At 72.1% G+C, this 22040-nt stretch carries 18 protein-coding genes and 1 tRNA gene; 13 read left to right on the top strand and 6 right to left on the bottom strand.

Translation table 11 applies throughout. The features are described from left to right. Positions 1-95: 95 nt before the first annotated feature. Entirely contained in the window at positions 96-1274 is a 1179-nt protein-coding gene (gene nhaA / locus BIU94_RS00950) for a Na+/H+ antiporter NhaA (protein WP_071253273.1), read from the bottom strand. Between the two features lie 91 nt (positions 1275-1365). Here nhaA and BIU94_RS00945 point away from each other — a divergent pair, with 91 nt between their 5' ends. The 10 genes from BIU94_RS00945 (at position 1366) to BIU94_RS00900 (ending at position 11357) form a co-directional block, all read left to right on the top strand. Beyond that, entirely contained in the window at positions 1366-2091 is a 726-nt protein-coding gene (locus tag BIU94_RS00945; protein WP_071253271.1) for a MazG family protein, read from the top strand. Between the two features lie 540 nt (positions 2092-2631). After that, a complete protein-coding gene (hisS, locus tag BIU94_RS00940) occupies positions 2632-3876 on the top strand; it encodes a histidine--tRNA ligase (RefSeq protein WP_071253269.1) in 1245 nt (414 codons plus the stop codon). A 96-nt stretch (positions 3877-3972) separates the two neighbouring features. After that, complete coding sequence (eno, locus tag BIU94_RS00935; RefSeq protein WP_071253267.1) at positions 3973-5256, top strand: phosphopyruvate hydratase; 1284 nt, start codon at positions 3973-3975, stop codon at positions 5254-5256. A gap of 346 nt (positions 5257-5602) precedes the next feature. Continuing rightward, positions 5603-6148 carry a septum formation initiator family protein gene (locus BIU94_RS00930; RefSeq protein WP_071253265.1) on the top strand — a complete coding sequence of 182 codons (546 nt, stop codon included), beginning with the start codon at positions 5603-5605 and terminating at the stop codon, positions 6146-6148. A 54-nt stretch (positions 6149-6202) separates the two neighbouring features. Next, a complete protein-coding gene (locus BIU94_RS00925; protein ID WP_071253264.1) occupies positions 6203-6751 on the top strand; it encodes a DUF501 domain-containing protein in 549 nt (182 codons plus the stop codon). Between the two features lie 38 nt (positions 6752-6789). Continuing rightward, positions 6790-8259 carry an NAD(P)/FAD-dependent oxidoreductase gene (locus tag BIU94_RS00920; RefSeq protein WP_071253262.1) on the top strand — a complete coding sequence of 490 codons (1470 nt, stop codon included), beginning with the start codon at positions 6790-6792 and terminating at the stop codon, positions 8257-8259. Positions 8260-8337: 78 nt separating this feature from the next. Continuing rightward, positions 8338-8411, top strand: a tRNA-Leu gene (locus BIU94_RS00915). An 80-nt stretch (positions 8412-8491) separates the two neighbouring features. Next, positions 8492-8980 carry a hypothetical protein gene (locus BIU94_RS00910; protein WP_071253260.1) on the top strand — a complete coding sequence of 163 codons (489 nt, stop codon included), beginning with the start codon at positions 8492-8494 and terminating at the stop codon, positions 8978-8980. A 518-nt stretch (positions 8981-9498) separates the two neighbouring features. After that, positions 9499-9912: a hypothetical protein gene (locus BIU94_RS00905; RefSeq protein ID WP_071253258.1), complete on the top strand. Its 414-nt coding sequence runs from the start codon at positions 9499-9501 to the stop codon at positions 9910-9912. Positions 9913-10031: 119 nt separating this feature from the next. Then, the gene (locus BIU94_RS00900) at positions 10032-11357 is read left to right on the top strand and encodes a threonine/serine exporter family protein (protein WP_175472213.1); all 1326 of its coding nucleotides are present in this window, start codon (positions 10032-10034) and stop codon (positions 11355-11357) included. A 480-nt stretch (positions 11358-11837) separates the two neighbouring features. On the opposite strand, the gene BIU94_RS00895 is transcribed toward BIU94_RS00900, so the two are convergent. Together BIU94_RS00895 and BIU94_RS00890 are read right to left on the bottom strand one after the other, a co-directional pair. After that, positions 11838-13499 carry a class I adenylate-forming enzyme family protein gene (locus BIU94_RS00895; RefSeq protein ID WP_071253443.1) on the bottom strand — a complete coding sequence of 554 codons (1662 nt, stop codon included), beginning with the start codon at positions 13497-13499 and terminating at the stop codon, positions 11838-11840. 97 nt (positions 13500-13596) lie between these two features. Further along, on the bottom strand, positions 13597-15936 hold the full coding sequence (locus BIU94_RS00890; RefSeq protein ID WP_139195826.1) for an Ig-like domain-containing protein: 2340 nt from the start codon (positions 15934-15936) through the stop codon (positions 13597-13599). Between the two features lie 227 nt (positions 15937-16163). Between BIU94_RS00890 and BIU94_RS00885 the strand changes: the two genes are divergently transcribed. After that, complete coding sequence (locus BIU94_RS00885) at positions 16164-16745, top strand: LemA family protein (protein WP_071253254.1); 582 nt, start codon at positions 16164-16166, stop codon at positions 16743-16745. A 56-nt stretch (positions 16746-16801) separates the two neighbouring features. On the opposite strand, the gene BIU94_RS00880 is transcribed toward BIU94_RS00885, so the two are convergent. Continuing rightward, positions 16802-18067, bottom strand: coding sequence for a winged helix-turn-helix domain-containing protein (locus tag BIU94_RS00880; RefSeq protein WP_071253251.1), 1266 nt, complete (start codon positions 18065-18067; stop codon positions 16802-16804). A 93-nt stretch (positions 18068-18160) separates the two neighbouring features. Here BIU94_RS00880 and BIU94_RS00875 point away from each other — a divergent pair, with 93 nt between their 5' ends. Together BIU94_RS00875 and ilvA are read left to right on the top strand one after the other, a co-directional pair. Further along, positions 18161-19408, top strand: coding sequence for an AI-2E family transporter (locus BIU94_RS00875; RefSeq protein ID WP_254782806.1), 1248 nt, complete (start codon positions 18161-18163; stop codon positions 19406-19408). 50 nt (positions 19409-19458) lie between these two features. Next, a complete protein-coding gene (gene ilvA / locus BIU94_RS00870; RefSeq protein WP_071253249.1) occupies positions 19459-20718 on the top strand; it encodes a threonine ammonia-lyase in 1260 nt (419 codons plus the stop codon). A 293-nt stretch (positions 20719-21011) separates the two neighbouring features. On the opposite strand, the gene greA is transcribed toward ilvA, so the two are convergent. Next, positions 21012-21500, bottom strand: a complete 489-nt coding sequence (greA, locus tag BIU94_RS00865; protein WP_071253247.1) for a transcription elongation factor GreA — start codon at positions 21498-21500, stop codon at positions 21012-21014. A gap of 71 nt (positions 21501-21571) precedes the next feature. Next, the gene (locus tag BIU94_RS17585) at positions 21572-21898 is read right to left on the bottom strand and encodes a DUF4307 domain-containing protein (protein WP_258369355.1); all 327 of its coding nucleotides are present in this window, start codon (positions 21896-21898) and stop codon (positions 21572-21574) included. Positions 21899-22040: the final 142 nt, after the last annotated feature.

The following is a 22040-nucleotide window of genomic DNA, read 5'->3' as shown; positions in this document are numbered from 1 at the left end:
ACCGTGCCTCCCGTCCGTCCGTGGCCGCGTCCACAGCGCACACGCCGTCCGCGACGGACCACGCGTCGAACGATGCGTGCCGTGACGCGGACCGGCTACTCGGTCGCCTCGGCCTCGGACAGCTCGCGACGGCCGCGGTACGCCCGCGCCCGCAGCGTGACCACGACCGCCGAGGCGACGATCGCGATGCCCGAGCCGACGAGGACGGCGAGGACGCCCTCGTCGAGCACCTCCGGGTCGCGGGCGAAGGCGAGCTCGTTCATGAGCAGCGACACCGTGAAGCCGATGCCGCCGAGCACGCCGACGGTGATGATCGAGAAGAACGACAGCGATGAGCGGCCGGGCGAGCGGAAGACCCGCGTGGCCACCGCGCCGAACAGCGTGATGCCGACCACCTTGCCGACCGGCAGGGCGAGGACGACCGCCCAGAACGTCGGCGAGAGCTCGCCGATGCCGACCGCTGGGATGACGACCGCGGCCGAGGCGAACGCGAACACCGGCAGCACGACCGCGTTCGACCACGGCTCGACGTTCTCGTGCAGGGTGTGGCCGGGGCGGCGGGGGAGCACGAGGCCGAGCGCGACGCCGGCGATCGTGGCGTGCACACCGGAGTGGTACACGAGCCACCACGTGACGAGGCCGACCAGCACCATCGCCACGATGACCGCCGTCTGACCGGTGCGGCCCGGGCGGAGCACCCGACCGAGCAGCCAGAACACCGCGAGGGTGATGACCGCGCCGGCGAGGGCCAGGAAGTCGGTGTCGTGTGCGAAGACGACCGCGATGATGACGATCGCGATGAGGTCGTCGAGCACGGCCAGAGCGAGCAGGAACACCCGGATGCCGGACGGCAGCCCCCGGCCGAACATCGCCAGGACCCCGAGCGCGAACGCGATGTCCGTCGCCGTGGGGATCGGCCAGCCGTGCGTGAAGGGCGTCCCCGCGGTGACGGCCAGGAACACCCCCGCCGGCACGAGCACCCCACCGACCGCCGCGATGGCGGGCACGATCGCGGTCTTCGGGTTCGACAGCTCGCCGTCGACGAGTTCCTGCTTCAGCTCGATGGCGACGAGCAGGAAGAACACCGCGAGCAGCCCGTCGCTGATCCAGTGCGCGACCGACAGGTCGAGTCCGACGGCGCCGAGCGGCAGGTGCGCGTCGAGCAGCTGTTCGAGGCCGGGACCGACGGGCGAGTTCGCGACCACCAGGCCGAGCACGGCGGCGGTGAGGAGCGCGACGGCGCTGAAGCGAGGGGAGCGGACGAGGGACGACATGGATCTCCGTCTCGAGGGGTCGGGTGAGTGTCCGTCGACCAGACTTCCCGACACACCAGCGACCAGCCTACGCGAGTGCGACGATGGCGGCATGACCGCCGTACCGGACCTCGTCACCGTCGTCGACCGCCTGCTCGCCGAGGACGGAGGCTGCGTCTGGAACCGCGCGCAGACCCACGCGTCACTCGCCCGCTACGCCGTCGAGGAGTCGTACGAACTCGTCGACGCGATCGACGACGGCGACCCCGAGGACGTCCGCGAGGAACTCGGCGACCTCCTGTACCAGGTGGTGTTGCACGCCGGCATCGCCGCCCGCGCCGGCGACTTCACCCTCGAGGACGTCGCCGCCGGCGTCCGCGACAAGATGACCCGGCGACACCCGCACGTGTTCGGCGACGAGACGGCGGACACCGTGGACGAGGTCGTCCGCGTCTGGCGCGCGGCGAAGGCCACCGAGAAGTCCGCGCGGCGGAGCGCCTTCGACGGCGTGCCGCGGGCGATGCCGCCCCTCGAGCGGGCGGTGAAGCTGCTCGAACGGCTCGACGAGCGCGGTGACGCCGACGCCGTGGTCGCGTCGGTCGCGTCGGCCGCGTCGGCCCCGTCGGCCCCGTCGGTCGCGTCGGTCGCGCCGGTCGGCCGGAAGGTCCGGGGCGCGTCGACCCCGCCGGTCGCGTCGGACGCGGGTGCGGTCGACACCGCGTGGGGGAGTGCCGTGCTCGGACAGGTCGCGTCCGCGGTGCGGGACGGCATCGACCCGGTCGCCAGCCTGCGCGCGGCTGTGACGGCGCTCGAGGAGGCGGGCCGCCGGTCGGAGTGAGGCGCCGGGCGCCGGGTGCCGCGGAGCAGGGGCGCGGTGGTGACGGGGTTCCGGGTGGACTGGGATGTCGGGCCGCCGGGGCTGCTGGCTGCCGGTGAGCCGAGGTGTCGGGCGGGTGGGCCGCCGGGCTGCTGGCTGCTGGCTGCTGGCTGCCGGGGAGCCGAGGTCTCGGCGGGTGGGCCGCTGGGCTGCTGGCTGCCGGGGAACCGAGGTTGTCGGCGAGTGGGCCGCCGGGCTGCCGGGGCGACGGGTCCCTGGTGCCGAGATGCCGGGGCAAGGGGCACGCCCGGGTGTGGGGACGAGGAACGGGCGCCCTCCCAACCCGAAAAAAGGAGGGCGCCCGTGAGCGGGTGGCCGCACCCCCAGGGAGAGGTGCTGCCTTGGAAACCCGCTCGAACCGCGGGGCACACTGCAGCACGATGCCCTCGCGATCGGTTCGGGGAGTGGATCAGGCACTCTCCGAACCGACGTTCTGGATGCAGAATACCAGTGGTTCGGAGGCGGCGCAAGTGCTGTGGTCCCGTCTGCCAGAATTGCCGCATGGCGACCTCCGTGACGGCTCCTCGTGGCATGCGTGACTTCCTCCCGGCCGACAAGGCGCGGCGTGAGCACGTGCTCGGCGTGGTGCGCGACGTCTACGCGCGGCACGGCTTCGACGAGATCGAGACGCCGGTGGTGGAGGACGCCGACCGTCTGCACTCTGGGCTCGGCGGCGACAACGAGAAGCTCGCGTTCGCGGTGATGAAGCGCGGCCTCGGTGTCGAGGACCTCCGCGCCGCCGAAGCGCCCCTCGACCTCGCCGACCTGGGCCTGCGCTTCGACCTCACCGTGCCGCTCGCACGGTTCTACGCGTCGCACCGAGCCGAGCTGCCGAGCGTGTTCCGCTCGGTACAGATCGCCCCCGTGTGGCGCGCCGAGCGGCCGCAGAAGGGTCGCTACCGCCAGTTCGTGCAGTGCGACATCGACGTCCTCGGCGAACCCGGGCAGCTCGCCGAGATCGAGCTCATCCGCGCGACGACGGCCGCCCTCGACGCGCTCGGCGTCACCGGGACGACGATCCGGATCAACGACCGACGCATCCTGCTCTCACTGCTCGCCTCGTGGGGCATCAGCGAGCCGCAGGCCGCCGACCGCGCGCTCATCACGATCGACAAGCTCGACAAGATCGGTCCCGACGGCGTCGCTGCGGAGCTCCGCGGCACCGTGGGCCAGGAACTGCCGGGGCTCGAGGACACCATCCGCGCGCTCGAGACCGCCGACTGGTCCTCGGTCGAGGGCGCGACCTGGCTCGACGCGGACGCCTACGCCGACCTGCTGCGCCTGCGTACTGCGCTGCCCGGCGTGGACCTGCGGTTCGACCCGACGCTCGTGCGCGGCATGGGGTACTACACGGGGACCATCTTCGAGGTGGCACACCCCGACTTCGGCTACAGCCTGGGCGGTGGCGGCCGGTACGACGGCATGATCGGCCGCTTCCTCGGCCAGGACGTCCCGGCGGTCGGCTTCTCGCTCGGCTTCGAGCGGCTCGTCGACCTCGTCACCCTGCCCGAGTCGGCGGAGTCCGACGCGGTCGTGCTCGTCCACGACAAGGACGTCGACCCGGTCCGGCTCGCCGCGCTGAAGACCGAGGCCCTCGCCTCCCACCGGCGCGTCCGACTCGAACGGCGTACCAAGAACATGAAGAACCTGCTCGCCGGGCTCTCCGCGCAGGGCTTCTCGGCGTTCGCGACGGTCGGTGCCGACACCGACTCGCTGCAGGGCGTCGAGTTCCGCCCGCTCGACTGAGTTCTCCACACCGTCCGTCACAGCCGACCTGGCGTCCACCGCGGCTCGCTAGGATCGACTCCGCAATCACCACAACCAATGTGTAGGGAGTACCCCGTGGCCCTGATCGATGCCGTAGGCGCACGCGAAGTCCTCGATTCCCGAGGCAACCCGACGGTCGAGGTCGAGGTCCTCCTCGACGACGGCGTCGTGTCCCGCGCGCTCGTCCCCTCCGGTGCCTCCACCGGCGCGTTCGAAGCGTACGAGCTGCGCGACGGCGATGCCTCGCGCTACGGCGGCAAGGGCGTCCTCAAGGCCGTCGACGCCGTCCTCGACGAGATCGGCCCGGCGCTCGAGGGCTTCGACGCCACCGACCAGCGCCTCGTCGACGCCGCGCTCATCGAGCTCGACGGCACCGAGAACAAGTCCCGCCTCGGCGCGAACGCGATCCTCGGCGCCTCGCTGGCCGTCGCCCGCGCCGCCGCGGACTCGGCCGACCTGCCGCTGTTCCGTTACCTCGGCGGCCCGAACGCGCACACGCTCCCCGTGCCGCTCATGAACGTCGTCAACGGCGGTGCCCACGCGGACACCAACGTCGACATCCAGGAGTTCTTCCTCGTGCCCTACGGCGCCGAGTCCTTCTCCGAGGCACTCCGTTGGGGCGTCGAGACCTACCACGCCCTCAAGGGCGAGCTGAAGAAGCAGGGCCTCGCGACCGGCCTCGGCGACGAGGGCGGCTTCGCGCCGGAGCTCGCCTCGAACCGCGCGGCGCTCGACTTCCTGCTGACCGCGATCGAGAAGGCCGGCTACACCCCGGGCAAGGACATCGCCGTCGGCCTCGACGTCGCCTCCACCGAGTTCTTCCACGACGGCAAGTACTCGTTCGAGGGCAAGCAGCTCTCGAGCCAGGAGTTCACCTCGTACTTCGCCGAGCTCGTCGCGAACTACCCGCTCGTGACCATCGAGGACCCGCTGGCCGAGGACGACTGGGAGGGCTGGTCGCACCTGACCGCCGAGCTCGGCGACAAGGTCCAGATCGTCGGCGACGACCTGTTCGTCACGAACCCGAAGCGTCTGCAGCGCGGCATCGACGAGCGCGCCGCGAACTCGATCCTCGTGAAGGTCAACCAGATCGGCACGCTCACCGAGACGCTCGACGCCGTCTCGCTCGCGCACCGTCACGGCCTGACCTCGATCCTGTCGCACCGCTCCGGCGAGACCGAGGACACCACGATCGCGGACATCGCGGTCGCGGTCGACGGTGGTCAGATCAAGACCGGCGCACCGGCCCGTTCGGACCGCGTCGCGAAGTACAACCAGCTCCTCCGCATCGAGGAAGAGCTCGGCGACGCCGCGGTGTACGCCGGTCGCTCGGCCTTCCCGCGGGCCGCCGCGCTCTAGGCAGCGCCTTCCACGAGACGCCGTCCTCCTCCGGGAGGGCGGCGTCTCGTCGTCTCGGGGGCCCTGCCCGCGACGGCTTCGCCAGCCTGGTCGCACGACCCGCCGTGCGCCGGACGTCGAGGTCGCACGAACGGCCGCTCCGCCCGGGCGGAAGCGACCGGTACTGCGACCTCGGCCGCCCGCGGCGACCTCGGCGCACCGCGCCGACCTGGTGGACCCGGCCACGGGGCGGGCGCGGGTCGCGTGCCGGGGTCGGGCCGTGCCTCCCGGGTCGGCAACGCTGAGAGGGCACCGAACGGCCGCGTGCCGACCACGCGCAGCCCCGCCGGCGGGTTATCGTCGGACGGTGCCCAGCCAGAAACCCCGTGTGCGCCGCGTCCCCGTGGCGATGCCCGACGGCGGCACCACCGAGCAGCCGTGGTACCGCTCGATCCACTTCTCGGGCTTCAGCCTGCTGATGCTCGCGATCATCGTGCTGTTCGTCGTCGTGCTCGCGCCCTCCCTGCGCACGCTGATCCAGCAGCAGGAGCAGATCGCCCAGCAGCAGCACGACGTGGCGGCCCAGAAGGCCGACGTGGCGCAGAAGAAGAAGGACGTCGCGCGCTGGGACGACCCCGCGTACATCGAGGCCCAGGCCCGCGACCGGTTGCTCTACGTCTACCCCGGCGAGGAGAGCTACCTCGTCATGGGTGCCGAGGGCCGCAGCTCGTCCCGCAGCGCGGCGACGACCCCGACGACCGACTCGGGGACCCCGGTGAGCGCGAAGGTCCAGACGCCGAAGGTGGACTGGGTGCAGGCCATGCTGTCCTCCGTGCTGCAGTCCGGGCTGAGCGACGAGACCGCGGCGGACCTCGTCGCGCCGGACGTGTCCGGCACCGGCGAGAGCAAGTAGCCGTCCGACGGGACGGTGCGCGCGGCTGCGCGACTCCGGTAGGCTCACGTTCCCGTGACGACCCCTCCCTTCGACCCGCCCTCCGACCGCGACGTCCGGGTCGTGTCGGCGCAGCTCGGCCGACCGGCGCGTGACGTCATCGGGATCGCGGCGCGGTGCGTCTGCGGCAACCCGACCGTCGTCTCGACGAAGCCCCGGCTGTCGAACGGCACGCCGTTCCCGACGTTCTACTACCTCTGCCACCCGGCAGCGACCGCCGCGGTGAGCACCCTCGAGGCCAACCAGGTGATGCCCGAGCTGGCAGCCCTGCTCGAGGACCCCGACGTCGCTGCGCAGTACCGCGCAGCACACGAGTCCTACCTGGCCGATCGTGAGTCGATCGAGCACGTCGACGAGATCGTCGGCATCAGCGCCGGTGGCATGCCCACCCGCGTGAAGTGCCTGCACGCCCTCGTCGGTCACGCCCTCGCCGCCGGTCCCGGCGTCAACCCCATCGGCGACCTCGCGCTCGAGCGCGCGGACTGGTCGCCCGCCCGGTGTGAGTGCCGGGCGTATGATGACGGTGCAGACGCTGGAGTCGGGGCGGGTGGCGGCGAAGTCTGACTCGACTCCCGCACCCCCACCCAAGGAGAACATTCCCCGTGCCCAAGATCCTCGTCGTCGGCGGCGGTTACGCCGGCTTCTACACCGCATGGAAGCTCGAGAAGCACCTTCGCCAGGGCGAAGCCGAGGTCGTGATGGTGGACCCGCTGCCGTACATGACGTACCAGCCGTTCCTGCCCGAGGTCGCCGCCGGTTCCATCGAGCCGCGTCACGCCGTGGTCTCGCACCGCCGCCACCTCAAGAACACGCGCGTCGTCACCGCGAAGGTCACCGGGGTCGACCACGCGACGAAGACGGCGACCATCACGCCGACCGAGGGCGCTGCGTGGGAAGAGTCCTACGACCAGATCGTCATGACGGCCGGCGCCGTGTCGCGTACGTTCCCGATCCCGGGCGTCGCGGACGAGGCCATCGGCCTCAAGACCATCGAGGAAGCCGCGGCGATCCGCGACAAGATCCTCACCAACTTCCACAAGGCCGCGAACCTGCCGGCCGGCCCCGAGCGGGAGCGCCTGCTGACGGTCGTCGTCGTGGGTGGCGGCTTCGCCGGCATCGAGGTCTTCGCCGAGCTCCGCTCGTTCGCCTCGGACCTGCTGAAGAGCTACCCCGAACTGTCCTTCGACGAGACGCACTTCCACCTGGTCGAGGCCATGGGGCGCATCATGCCCGAGGTCTCCCTCGAGACGTCGCACTGGGTGCTCGAGAACCTCGCGTCGCGCGGTGCCGTCGTGCACCTCGACACGCAGCTCGCCTCGGCCGAGGGTGGCGTCTGCCAGCTCAAGGCCAAGGACGACTCGATCGAGACCATCGAGTCCGACCTCATCATCTGGACCGCCGGCGTCATGGCGAACCCGATGGTCAAGGGCACCGACTTCCCGCTCGAGCAGCGCGGCCGCATCCGCGTGCAGCCCGACCTCCGGGTCGTCGACGACAACGGCGTGATCGCCGACGCGTGGGCCTGCGGTGACGTCGCGGCCGTGCCGGACCTGACCGGTGGCGGCGTCGGCGGCTTCTGCGTGCCGAACGCCCAGCACGCGGTCCGCCAGGCCAAGCAGCTCGCGAAGAACCTCGTCGCGACCATCCGCGGCGAGGCGACGACCGACTACAAGCACGAGAACCTCGGCGCCGTCGCGGGCCTCGGACTCGGCACCGGTGTGTTCCAGTCCGGCAAGTTCGCGATGAAGGGTTTCCTGGCCTGGGGTGCTCACCGCGGCTACCACGGCCTGGCCATGCCGTCGTGGGAGCGCAAGTGGCGCGTCATCGGCGACTGGGTGGGTGGCTTCTTCCTCGGCCGCGACACCGTGTCGCTCGACGACCGCGAGACCCCGCGTGCCGCGTTCGAGGCGTTCGCGTCGCGACCGAAGCCCGCTGCGGACGCCGCTGCCCCGGCCGCCGCTGCTCCTGCCGCTCCGGAGGGCCAGCCCGCCGGTGCCGCCGGTCCCGCGTACGGCGAGCCCGCGAAGGACGTCTCCAACGAGGCCGAGCCCGTGAAGGCGGACGCCAAGTAGCAGCACACCCCCGCTCCGAGAGGCGGTCGTCCCCTTGGGGCGGCCGCCTCTCGTCGTCTCGGTAGGCTGGTCCGGCCCGCCCCCGTGGCCCAATCGGTAGAGGCATGCGACTTAAAATCGTCGAGTTGTGGGTTCGAGTCCCACCGGGGGTACGACCGGTCGGCACCGGAGTGCGCACGACGCCGGCACGACGCCGTGACCGACGTCACGCCACGCAGGGAGGGGCATCGCCGTGGAGGGTTGGCAGAAGTTCGTCTACTGGGCACAGTGGGTGCCCGTCGTCGCGATCCCGATCTGGTGGGTGCGGGCCCCGGGTGCCGGCGACCCGGGGTGGAACGCCCTCGGCATGATGCTGTTCGGGAGCCTGGCTGCCATCGCGGTGGCGATCACCGCGCTGATCTCGGCCCGGAACCGGGTGAACCGGCAGGTGCTCGCGGTGTCCCGGGCGTCGGCGTGGGCGGTCCCGCTCCTGTGGGTCGTCGCGTGGCTGCCGCCGGTGTTCCTCGACGGCAGCGGCGACGTGTCGTCCTCCGCGTCCTACGCCACGCAGTGGTGGGGGCTCCCTGGTTGGGCCGGCAGTGGGCCGCTCTTCGTCACCAGCCTGCTCGTCTTCGCCGCAGCCTGGGTCGCGGCACTGGTGGCGTCCGGCAAGGACACCGACGTGCGCGCGCGGTCCGACGGTGACGGCGGCGACGGCGGAGGGGGTCGTCGGTACCGCTAGCCGCGCTCGTGCCGCCGCTCGTGCCGGTCCGGTGCTGCGGTCTTCCGACTCGAAGGCGAACGTGGACCTGCGGAACGGCCTCGACGAGATCGGGGAGCGTCGAGGCTGAAGCGTGATTCAGCTTCGACATTCCGCCGCTCCGGCAGTGCTAACTTCATCGGAGCACATTCTTCGAGGGGAACGAGAATCGGGGTCGGTCGCGCTCCGGGACATTGTTCCGGGATGCTGGCGACATTCTGCAGTGTGCCGAGTGCCCGTGCATTCGTCACGCATGCTCCGAAATGCACAGGACGACGTCGTGCATCGACGCGCGACGTACCTGCGCGGAACGGCGGCACGGCGAGCGACGGTGATCGTCGTCCGCTTCGTGATCACCGCTCGGACCTTCGCTGGACGTGCATCGAGATCATCGAGACAGGGGAATCATGAACAAGGCACTGAAAGCGGTCGTGGGGGCTGCGATGGCGGCGGGTTTCGTGTTGGCGGGGACGCAGGCTGCTTCGGCTGTTCCTGCTCACGTGAATTCGGACATCGGCACGTACACCAAGCACGAGATGATCAACAAGACGAGCAAATCGGGTCACGGATCGCAGAAGCTGACCTACTGCGTCGTCGCGCGTGACAACGCGACGTGTTCCGTCGCGAAGACGACGACCGCCACGCGCAGCATCGCGGTCGATCTCGGTTTCTCGCGGGCCGAGGTCGCGGGCAAGCTCAACGTCAGCGCGTCGAACTCCGTCTCGGTCCAGGTGTCGTGCACCAGCCCGAAGCTGAAGAAGGGCGAGCACTGGACGGCGTACCCGACCGGCAAGACGTACTCGTACAAGCTCCGGTCGACGACGTACCGCGACACGGGAGTCGTCATCAGCGGACCCACGACGTCCAAGACGCTCAAGGCGTTCAGCCCTGACGGCGGGATCTACTGCCAGTAGCCGACGCTGCGGGACGCCTCCGGCAGATCGGACGATCTGCCGGAGGCGTCCGTGCTGTGGCGGGCTCGTCCGGTCGGCTCCGCCAGCGATCGGTTCGCGTGCGCCAGTACGATGCTCGGGTGGTCGGACTCGGAAGCGCGCTCGCGAACCTGCGGAACGCCCTCCGCGGGCCCGAGGCCCACGTCGAGGTCGTCGACGGCGAGACCGTCCCCGTCGGGATGCTGCTCGGCACGCTCGGCGCGCTGCTCCTCGACGCCGGCAGCTCCGTCACCGACGTCCGCTCGGCCCTCGAGAAGGCCCGCGACGCAGCCGGGGTCGGACCGACGCTCGCCGTCGGAGTGCTCCCGGCGCTCGTCATGGTCAGCGAGACGGCGACCGGCGCCGCCACGATCGTCAACGCCGAGGGCGTCGAGCTCTCGAGCCGGCAGGCAGCCCGCGCGAACCGGCTCGTCCTCGGACTGGAGAGCGGCTCGATCGCCCTCGCCGAGATCCCGGCACGCGTCCGTGCCATCCGTGCCGGCACCGTCCCGCCGCCCGCACTGCCCTGGATCGTCGGCAACGCCCTGACCTCGGCCGGACTCGCCGTCGTGTTCCGCTGCCCCTGGTGGGCGATCCTCGTCGCGCTCGCGGTCGGCGCCCTCGTCGGCGTGATCGGTCTCGTGCTCCGTCGTTTCCGCGAGGCCGTGGCGATCATCCCGTTCCTCGCCGCCTTCGTGTCGACCACGATCGTCGGACTCGTCGCCGCCGGCACCGGGTTCGACCACGTCCCGCTCTTCGCGGTGTGCGCCCCCGTGGCGGTGTTCGTGCCGGGCGCGCTCATCACGAACGCGCTGCTCGAGCTCACCGCGGCGGACATCGTCACCGGTGCGTCGCGGCTCGTGCAGGGCCTCATCATGCTCGGCTTCATGGCCGCCGGCATCGCCGCGGGCAGCGCACTGACCGGCCTGCGCGTCGATCCGTCGTCGGCGGCACTCGTCGGCGAGGTCGCCGCCGTCGGGACCGACCGCGGCGGGTGGGAGGCGGTGCCGTCCTACTGGGTCTCGTGGGTCGCCGTCGTCGGCCTGGCCGTCGGCCTCGGCCTGGTCTTCCGCTCCGGGTGGCGGCTGACCGTCGTGTCGATCGCGGTCATGGTCACCGCCTACGCCCTGGTGAGCGGCACGACACCGCTGTGGGGGAGCGTCGTCGCCACCGGTGCCACGGCCGCACTGCTGTTCGTCGCGACCCGGCTGTTGGAGCGGCTCGTCCCGGTGATCCCGGCGACGGTGTCGTTCTTCCCGGCGTTCCTGCTGCTCGTGCCCGGGACGGTCGGGCTCGTCGCGGTCGCCACCTTCGACCCCGATGCCCTCGCGACCCCGCTCGCGACCTTCGTCAGCCTGTGCATCGGGACGAAGATCGGCGGCCTGCTGCCCGGCCTCTTCGCGCGTTCCGCGCCGTCGCACGCCTGAGCAGGCCCGCGCGTCGGGGCTGTTCCGCGCGTGAGGTGCTGTTCCGCGCGTGGGGTGCTGTTCCGCGCGTGAGGTGCAGTTTCGCGCGCAGGAGGTCCTTTCGCGCGTGAGGAGTCCTTTCGCGCGTGAGGAGTCCTTTCGCGCATCGGTGGCCTCGCCGCCTGACCTCCCACGCGCGGAACTGCTTCCCATCTCGCGCGCAATGGGCAGGACCGTCCGGGCGCACGGCACGCAGCCTTCCGCGTGCAGTGGGCAGCGCAGCTCGTGACGGGACCGGAGGCGGGCAGGAGGCCCATGGTGTCGCGACCCGGGCCTCCCGTCCGTCAGCCCGCACGTTCCGTCCCATCGCGCCCGACGTGGGAAGAGGTTCCGCGCGTACGAGGCAGGAAGAACCTGCTCCCCACGCGCGGATCGGCCTCCCACGCGCGAAACGACCCCCCACGCGCGAAACAGCACCCAGCACCCCGCCCCGCGCCACCCCTACGGCGCGAGCAGCAGCCCCGCCGCCAGGTCGGACTCCGCCGAGGCCTGGGCGACGTAGTGCACCTTCTTGCCCGTGGCGTTGTAGGGCAGCTCGTCGACGAAGCGGTACAGCCGCGGCCGCTTGTACCGGGCGAGGCCGGGGTGCGAGCCGGTCCACTCCTCGAGCGCGGCCACGGCGGCCTCGTCGGACGACGGCAGGCCGTCGCGGGCCCGGACGACGTAGGCCGTGACGACCTGGCCCCAGCGCTCGTCGGGCACGCCGACCACGATCGAGTCCGCGACGCCCGCGTGCTCCTGCAGTGCCGCCTCGACCTGCACGGGGTGGACGTTCTCGCCGCCCGAGATGATCATGTCGTCCTTGCGGCCGACGATGGTGACCCGCTCGTGCTCGTCCCACGTCGCGAGGTCGCCCGGGTAGAACCAGCCGTTCGCGAACTTCTCCGCCTCGAGGGCCGGGTTCCGGTACGAGTAGCCGGACTTCACGGTGCGCACCGCGAACTCGCCGATCTCGGTGCCGTCCTTCCGGACCGTGTCGGTCGGGTCGGCGAGCCGGCCCTCGAGGACCCGCACCACCGCGACGTCGTCGTCGGTCGAGGCGCGCCCGGTGGATCCGGCGCCGTCGGGGAAGTCCTCAGGGCGCAGGAAGGTGTTCCAGAAGGTCTCGGTCGTGCCGTACCCGTTGAAGATCCGCGGGGACAGCAGCTCCTGGTAGCGGAGCGCGGCGGCACGGTCGAGCGGGGCGCCCATCGTGACGATGCCGTGCAGCGAGGACAGGTCGCGGGGTCGCGCCTCTTGCGCGTCGGCGAGCTGCACGAGGTTCGGCGGCGCTCCGATGAGGAAGGTCAGCCGTTCGGACGCCACCAGGTCGAGCACGCGGTCGGCGTCGAAGTGCCGCAGGGTCGTCAGCTCGGCGCCGACGTAGAACACCGGGTTCGGCCCGCCGGAGTACAGGCCGCCGCGGTGGAACAGCGGCGACATGTTGAGCGTCTTGTCGAACGGCGTCAGTGGGAAGTGCATGACCACGTCGTGGGCGCTGAGCACCTCGACCAGGCTCGGCAGCGGGACCGCCTTCGGCCGCCCGGTCGTCCCGCTCGTGTACAGCCGCGTCGTCTCGTCGTAGGTGCTGCGCGGCTCGGTCGCGGCGAGCTCGTCCGCGGTGACGGGGTCGGCTGCGAGCAGTTCGGCGAAGTCGTCGTGCGCCCCGCCGACGGTCACGACGTGGGCGGGCCGGTGCGTCGCCGACTCGAGCGCAGCGACGATCTCGCCGTTCCGCACGGCGTCGTGAACGAGCACGACGGGCCCGGAGTCGTCGACGATGAACGCGACCTCGTCGGCGGCGAGCCGGAAGTTGGTCGGCGAGAACACCGCGCCGATGCGGTGGCACGCCAGGTAGAGCACCGCGAACTCGGGGGAGTTGAACAGCTCGACCATGACGACCGAGCCGCGCCCGGCGCCGTGTCGGAGCAGCCACCCGCCGACGCGGTCGACGGCGTCGCCGAGCTCGGCGTAGGTCAACGAGCGACCCGTGTCCGGGTCGCGGAGCGCGGGCCGCCCGGCGAAGCGGTGGGTGTTCCGCGCGAAGCCGTTCGCGTAGGTGTAGCTGCCTTCGAAGACCTCGCGGAAGCGGGTGGGGTCGTAGTCGGATCGGTGCTCGCTCATCGTCACTCCTTCGCACGTGCGCAGATCGTCACACTAGCCACGTGGTCGCGTGCGCGGTGCGGCACCCGCGCTGGACGGACGGGAGGCCCGGTGCGGCTCAGGCGTGCGCGTCCGGCCGCGTGGTGCGCGCCCAGACCACCGCGACGATCGCCGCCGCCACGCAGGCTGCGGCTGCCGTCGCGAGCAGGACCGGCGGGACCGGCGTGCCGCCGGTGCCCGAGTAGACCGCCGCCGTCAGGGCGACGGCGACGACGGCGAGGGCGGCGTACCCGGTCCGCGAGGTCGCGAGCAGTGCGCTGCCGGCGGACCCGGCGACGGGCAGCACCGTGGCGACGACGGCCCCGACGCCGCCGAGGCAGAGCGTCGTGGCGACCTCGGAGACGAGTGCCGTCCAGAAGCCGTCGCTCACGGTCAGGCTGTGCACGACCCACCCGGCGGCCGCGAGTCCGAGGAGCGCGACCGTGCGCCACACGGCGCTCCGGGCGCTCGCCGCGATGCCGGAGCCGAGGCGGAGCGGCCCGGTGCCGAGGTCGGGGCGCCCGGTCGGCACGAGCACCATGCCGACGACGAGCGCGGGGGACAGGTCGGCGGCCCGGGTGACCCCGCACGCGACGAGCGCGGCGAGGACGAGCCACGGCGAGACCCGGAACCCGACGGTGCGGTGCTCCGGTCCGGCCGCCCAGCGGGTCACGAGCACGACGGCCGCGGTGAGGACGGCGGTGCCGAGCAGGACGGCGACCGCGAGCCGGACGTAGCGTGCCTCGAGGGACACCCCGACGCCGAGCAGCGCGACGAGCGAGGCGACCGCGACCGCGATCGCGATGGAGGCCCGGGTCGGCAGGACGTCGTCGGCGCGGGAGCGGTCGGAACGGGCGCGGTTGCGGCCGAGCAGCCCGGCGAAGGGCGATCGGATGCGCCCGCGGGCGACCCCGGCGGCGAGGGCGAGCGGCGCCGCGACGAGCAGCAGGAAGCCTGCGGCGACGGCCGTCGCGACGAGGACCGTCCGCCACGAGAACACCGCCTGGATCGGGGGGACGGTGCGGTCGTAGGTGGTGGTCGCGGTCCAGTCGCCCGCCGTGCCCGTCCAGTCCGGCCGGCCGCCGGTGACCGCGCCGCCGGGACCGCCCGTCCCGCCGCCACTGACCGCGCCGACCCCGCCGGCGCTGCCGGTGCTCCCCGGCGTTCCGGTGCCACCGGGACTCGTCGGCCGTCCCGGACCCGGGGTGCCGGCGGTGTCCGTCGGTCGGCTGCTCGCGCCGGGAGTCCCGTGCTGCTCCCCGTCGGTGGGGGTGGAGGCGCCGCTCGTCGGGTCGTCGGTCGTGCCGGACGGGCCGGTCGGCAGGCCGGCCGCCCCGGCGACCAGGATCCGGACCGCCGTGGACGACCGCGAGTAGTTGCCGGCGGCGTCGTGCTGCGTCGCCGTGAGGTCGTGCACGCCCTGGTGCAGGGTGGAACCCGCCGTCGAGCAGGACCACGAACCGTCCGGTCCGACGTCGGTCCGGCAGACGGGGGCACGGTCGACGTAGACGGTGACGCCGGCGCCGGGCTCACCGGTCCCGCGCACCGTGGTCGCACGGGTACCGACCCGCTCGCCGGTGCCGGGCGAGGTGATCCGCGGCGCCGCCGGCGCGGAGCGGTCGACGGTGAGCACCACCGGGGCGGACGAGGCGCTGCGCAGGTCGGAGCGGTAGCCGCGGGCGGTGCTGGCGGTCTGCGTGGCCGTCACGGTGAGCCGGGAGTCGGACCCGGCGGGCAGCGCGACGACCCAGCGACCGTCGGACCCGACGACGCCGGTGGCCTGCACCGACGACCCGGTGACGGAGACGGTCACGTCGGACCCCGGGAACCCGGTGCCGGCGACCGTGCCGCTCGTGACCCGGTCGCCGGTGACCGTCGGCGGGACGATGACGTCGGCGGCCGGGGCACTCGACGGCGGGAGCGCGGGGTCGGTGACGTCGTGCACCGTGAAGACCTGCTGCGGCCCGGACCGGAGGGTCGCGAAGCACGACCAGCCGCCGCTGGCCGACACCACGGCGGTGCACCCGGCGGAGCCGGTCGACGCGGGACCGCCGACCCGGACCCGGTGGCCGGGGACGCCGGTGCCGTGGAAGCGCGCCGTGCTGCTCGTGACGTCGCCGGGGTCGGCGACGGTGGGTGCGGCGACCGTCCCGCCGGACGGCGTCGGCGTCGGCACGACGGGTCGGGCGGACGGCGGCGGGGCCACCCGGACGGGCGGGGGCTGCGGGGTCGCCGTCGACACCGAGGACCCCACGGCGTGCGAGGCCGACGCGGACGCCGCTGCCGGGGCGACCGCGAGACCGAGCAGCACGGCGACGAGGGTCGCCGTGGCCGCCGCGACGACGGTCACCCGGGGACGACGACGAGGGCCGTCGCCCCCGACGGCCCGTTCGTCCACGTTCTCCCCGCGTGTGCTCACTGCCTCCATCCCACGGGATGTGGCGCGTCGGGTCAATACACCTGACGGATGATGTCCGGCAACCGTCCGCGGCGGGCCGCTGTCCGAACGCCGGGTGTGCGTGACGCGGGAATCGACCGTGAACCCCGGGGGCGGGCGAGAGGGCCGGCCGGGCGTCGATAGACTCCTCGTTGGCCGTTCCGGCCTCGCAGCACCGCGGATCCCGACGCGCAAAGGAGTACGCCCTCATGGACACCGGACTCGTCACGACGCTCATCGTCGTCGGAGTGGTGGTGGTCGTCCTGGTGATCATCGGGATCTACCTCTGGGTGACGTACAACGCGCTCGTCTCGCTCAAGGGCCGCGTCGACCAGGCCTGGAGCGACATCGCCGTGCACGTGCAGGAGCGAGCCGAACTGATCCCGACGATCGTCGACACGGTGCAGGGGTACGCGAGCCACGAGAAGTCCGTCTTCGACGACGTCAGCCGGGCCCGCACCGAGACCCTCGACGCCGGGGACGCCTCCGCCGCGTCGGCGGCCGAGGGGCACATGCAGAAGGCGCTGAAGAGCGTCTTCACCGTGGCCGAGGGGTACCCGCAGCTGCAGTCGAGCCAGGGCTTCCTGCAGCTGCAGTCCGAGCTGGTCGACACCGAGGACAAGATCCAGTCGGCACGGCGCTCGTACAACGGCGGTGTCCGGGAGCTCAACACGAAGATCCGCGTCTTCCCGAACTCGACCATCGCGAAGAAGCGCGGCTTCGCTGAGGCCACGTTCTTCGAGACCGCCGAGCCGGCGGCCATCGCGGAACCCCCGCGCGTCCAGTTCTGACGGACGGACACTGACGTCCGGGTCGGCGCTGACGAGCGGCCGACGTCGCCGCGCGTTCAATCGCCGTCGGCCGTCGTCTCCGGGGCCGGTGCGTCGGTGTCGTCGGTGACCTCGTGCGGCACGAGCGCGAGGCCGAGGGCTGCGGCGAGCGGCGCGGCAGCGGTCCCGCGGTCGGTGACCTCGAGGCCGTCGAGGCCCTGCCAGGCGGCGGTGCGGCGGAGGGTGTCCGCCAGGCGGTCGGGGTCGAGGTGCTCGCCCGGCTCCTGCCAGGCCGTGCGCACCCGCAGGAGCCCGCGCTGCCGGTCGCTCTTCAGGTCGATGCGACCCACCAGCCGGTCGTCCTGCAGCACCGGCAGCACGTAGTAGCCGAACACCCGCTTCGGCGCCGGCGTGTAGATCTCGATCCGGTAGTGGAACCCGTACATCCGCTCGGCACGTCGGCGGAACCAGACGACGGGGTCGAAGGGGCTCAGGACGGCGTCGGCGCGCACCCGCCGGGGGACCGCTGCGCCGGGGTGCAGCCAGGCCCGCTCGCGCCACCCCTCGACCGTGACCGGCAGGAGCTCCCCGGCGGCGGTGAGCTCGGCGATGGCGGTCGCGGTGTCGTCCGCCCGCAACCGGTAGTAGTCGGCGACGTCCGCACGGGTGCCGACGCCGAGCGCCCGGGTGGCCTGCCGGACGAGGTCGCGCACCGCCTCGGCGCGCGGCGGGGCGGTCTCGAGGAACCCGGCGGGCAGCACCTGCTCGGGCAGCGCGTAGACCCGTTCAAAGCCGGAGCGGCCGGCGCTGACGACCTCGCCCCAGCGGAACATCTGCTCGAGCCCGGTCTTGACGTCGCTCCACCCCCACCAGGGCCCGCGTCGCACGTTCGACTCGTGCTCGACGGCGCTGGCACGCATCGGACCCTCGGCGCGCAGGAGCGCGCGGAGTTCGTGCCGGACGGACTCGGTGCGGGCGACGCCCTCGGCCCGGGTCGGTCCGGCGTCGCGTTCGCGGAACGCGTCCATCCGCCAGCGGAACAGCCGCAGGTCGTCGCGCGGGATGAAGGCGGCCTCGTGCGCCCAGTACTCCGTGTACGGCCCGGTGCGGCCGAGGGTCAGCCGGTCGAGCGTCGACCGGTCGTAGGCACCGAGCCGGGCGAAGAGCGGCAGGTAGTGACTGCGCTCGAAGACGTTGACCGAATCGATCTGCAGCAGCCCGAGCCGCGCGATCGCGACGTTCACCGACCGGGTCGGGACGTCCGTCGACGGGGGCCGTCCGAAGCCCTGCGCGGCGAGTGCGACCCGTCGTGCCTCGGCAGCGGAGAGCGTCGTCCTGACCATGCCCCGACGGTACCGGGTCGCGCCGACAGCCCCGCCGGGGCGTCCATGCCGCTCCCGGTACCCGACCGGCTGCACGCCAGTAGGCTCGGCCGCATGGCATGGGGCAAGAAGACGCAAACCGAACCGGTCGTGGTCGACGACGCGGTACCCGCCGGCATGCGGATCGCCGGGGCGTGGTCCTGGCGCGTGCTCGTCGTGGTCGGGGTCGTCGCGGTGTTCGTCTACCTGGTGACGCTGTTCAGCGAGATCCTCATCCCCTTCCTCATCGGGATCGTCGTCGCCGCGCTCCTGGTGCCGCTGTCGAACTGGATGCAGCGCCACCACGTGCCGAAGTGGATCGCGGTCGTCGTCAGCCTGGTCGGGGGCATCGCCGCCGTGGGCGCCCTCGTCTGGCTCGTCGTCGACCAGATCGCCGCGGCCTACCCCTCGCTCCGCGACCGCACGCTCTCGCAGTACGACAACATCCGGCGGTTCGTCCTCGACTCGGGCCTCGGCATCAGCCAGAAGGACCTGAACTCGTACCTGAACCAGGCGACCGACTGGCTGCAGAGCAACTCCGGTTCGATCCTGTCCGGGGTCGCGAGCGCCGGGTCGTCGCTGACGCACCTGCTGACCGGCCTGTTCATCGTCATCTTCACCGTGATCTTCCTGCTCATCGACGGCAAGAACGTCTGGCGGTGGACCGTCCGGCTGTTCCCGAAGAACGCCAGGAGCGCGATCGACGGCGCGGGCGTCGCCGGCTGGACGACACTGACGAGCTTCATCCGCGTGCAGATCTTCGTCGCGTTCGTCGACGCGGTCGGCATCGGCCTCGGCGCCGCGATCCTGCAGCTCCCGCTCGTCGTCCCGATCGCCGTGTTCGTGTTCCTCGGCTCGTTCATCCCGGTCGTCGGTGCGATCGTCACCGGGTTCCTGGCCGTCTTCGTCGCCCTCGTCTTCAACGGGTGGGCGGCCGCCGTCTGGATGCTGCTCGTCATCCTCATCGTGCAGCAGGTCGAGGGGCACATCCTGCAGCCGCTCGTCATGGGCAGCGCGGTCAAGGTGCACCCGCTCGCCGTCGTCCTCGGCGTCACGGCGGCGTCCGGGATCGCGGGCATCGCAGGGGCGTTCTTCGCCGTGCCGCTCATCGCGACCGTCAACTCGATGGTCACGACGATCTCGAGCGGGCGGTGGCGCACGATGGACTCCGACCACGTGCTCGAGGCCAAGCGCGACGCCCACGACGCGAACGTCGCCTCGAAGCGCCGCCGCCGGGTCCTCAAGCTCCGACGTCGCAACGGCGACGTCCCGCCGCCCGGCTCGGACCAGCAGCCGACCGCGGAGAAGGGCACCGCGGGCTGAGCTGCCGTCACGAGTTCGCCGCGGCGGCCGGGAACGACGATGATGGTCCCGTGACCGACACGAGCCCCGCGCCGCAGACCCTCGCCGCGACCCCCACCCTGGCGGACATCGAGGCAGCGCAGCGGACCATCGCCGGTGTCGCCAGGGTCACCCCGATGGAGACCTCGCAGTTCCTCGCCGAGGTCCTCGGTTCCCCGGTGCACCTGAAGTGCGAGAACCTGCAGCGCACCGGCGCGTACAAGGTCCGCGGCGCCTACAACCGGTTGTCCACCCTGTCCGCCGAGCAGCGGGCGAAGGGCGTCGTCGCGGCCAGCGCCGGCAACCACGCCCAGGGCGTCGCGCTCGCGGCCCGCGAGCTCGGCATCCCCGCCACGATCTTCACGCCGGTCGGCGTCGCCCTGCCGAAGCTCCAGGCCACGCGGCACTACGGCGCCGACGTCGTGCTGCGCGGGCACTCCGTGGAAGAGGCACTGAGCGCCGCGAAGGACTTCGCCGCGCACACCGGGGCCGTCTTCATCCCGCCGTTCGACCACCCCGCGGTCATCGCCGGCCAGGGCACGCTCGGACTCGAGATCATCGACCAGGTGCCCGACGTCGACACGGTCGTCGTGCCGATCGGCGGCGGCGGCGTGATCTCCGGCATCGCGCTGGCCGTCAAGGGCATGGCCGAGCGCCTCGGCCGTGAGATCAAGGTCATCGGGGTGCAGGCCGAGAACGCCGCCGCCTACCCGTCGTCGATCCGCGCGGGCGAGCCGGTCACCATCACGACGACGCCGACGATCGCCGACGGCATCGCGGTCGCGCGACCCGGCGACTGGAACTTCCCGATCATCCGCGACCTGGTCGACGACATCGTCACGGTCTCCGACGACGAGACCGCCCGCGCGCTGCTCGTCCTGCTCGAACGGGCGAAGCTCGTGGTCGAGGCCGCCGGGGCCGTCGGGGTCGCGGCCATCATGTCCGGTGCCGTCCGCGACACCGGTCGCACGGTGGTGCTGCTGAGCGGGGGCAACATCGACCCGCTCATGATGGAGCGCGTGATCACCCGCGGGCTCGTCGCCGCGTCGCGCTACATCGGCATCCGGATCATGCTGCCGGACCGTCCGGGGCAGCTCGCACGGGTCGCGCAGGTCATCTCCGACGCCGGCGCCAACGTGGTCGAGGTGCTGCACACCCGCCACGGCCAGGGGCTCGTCATCAACGAGGTCGCGCTCGACCTGTCGATCGAGTCACGCGGCCCGGAGCACGCGCAGGAGGTCATGCAGCGCCTGCACGAGGTCGGGTTCCGTCCGGAGCTGCTCGAGCACTAGCTCGCGACGGTCGCCTCGGCCCCGCGAACCGGTGTCCGCGACGACATGGCTGTCGTACGACGTCCACTTTGTCGCGCGGAAACGGTGCGGGCTGCCCCCGGCGGGTCCGCGACGACATGGCTGTCGTACGACGTCCACTTTGTCGCGCGGGTGCGGTGCGGGCTGCCCAGCGGCGGGTCCGCGACGACATCGCTGTCGTACGACGTCCACCGTGTCGCGTGGACGCGACCGGCAGACGGACAGGAGGCCCGTGGCGGTGTCGCCACGGGCCTCCTGTCTGCAGTGGGCCGGGTCTACGGCTCGTAACGCTCGATGGCGACCACCTTGACGGCGATCTCCTTGCCGTTCGGCGCCGTGTAGGTCGCCTCGTCGCCGGCCTTCAGTCCGACGATGGCGGCGCCGACGGGGCTGACCGGGCTGTAGACGGTGAGGTCGGAGCCCTCGGCGACGATCTCGCGGCTGCCGACCAGGAACGTCGACTCGTCGCCGGCGATGACCGCGGTCACCACGGTGCCGGGTTCGACGGTGCCGTCGAACGTGGCCTCGCTGACGGTGGCGTGCTTGAGCAGGTCGGTGAGGACGCGGATGCGTGCCTCGATCTTGCCCTGCTCGTCCTTCGCGGCGTGGTAGCCGCCGTTCTCCTTGAGGTCGCCTTCTTCGCGGGCGGCCTCGATGCGGCGCGCGATCTCGGCGCGGCCCTCGCCGCTCAGCTCGTCGAGCTCCGCCTGGAGGCGGTCGTGCGCCTCTTGGGTCAGCCAGGTGACCTGCGTGTCGTTGCTCATCTTCAGTCCCTTCGACCAAGAAAAAACGAGACCGGCCGAGTGGTCGGTCTCGAGGGGCGAATCACGACAGTCTAGGGAACCCAGCAGTCGTGGATCAAGCCGGTGACGCCACGGATCGTGGTCGTGACCTCGGTGCTGACGCTGCGGGTGCGCTGGTCCGAGGCGGGGAGGGTGATCTCCTTCCACCCCACGATCGAGTAGCTCTTGTCCAGGACCTGCACGGCGCACTTCGCCTCGACGCCCGGGTCGACCGAGACCTGCGAGTGCACGACCGTGCTGTGGTCGGACAGGACCTCGTACCCGATGACGTCGTCGGTGAGCCCGCGGTCGGACTGGTCGAGGCCGGCCCAGACCACCCAGGCGCCGAACACCACCACGACGCCGATCGCGGCGGCGATCGCGACGACCTTGCTGCGACGGGCCCGGGCCGGGGTGCGGCCGTAGCGCTCGTCGAGGGTGGCGGTGTGCAGCTGATCGGACAGTTCGGGGCTCCCGGGGTGATTATCCTGATCCCAGGGTAGTTCACGTGTCGCTGTGCGC

It is taken from the genome of Curtobacterium sp. MMLR14_006 (assembly GCF_001864985.1).
In the GTDB taxonomy this organism is placed as follows: Bacteria; Actinomycetota; Actinomycetes; order Actinomycetales; family Microbacteriaceae; genus Curtobacterium.
Note: the sequence above shows the minus strand (reverse complement) of the source record. Positions and strands in the feature narration are given on the sequence as shown.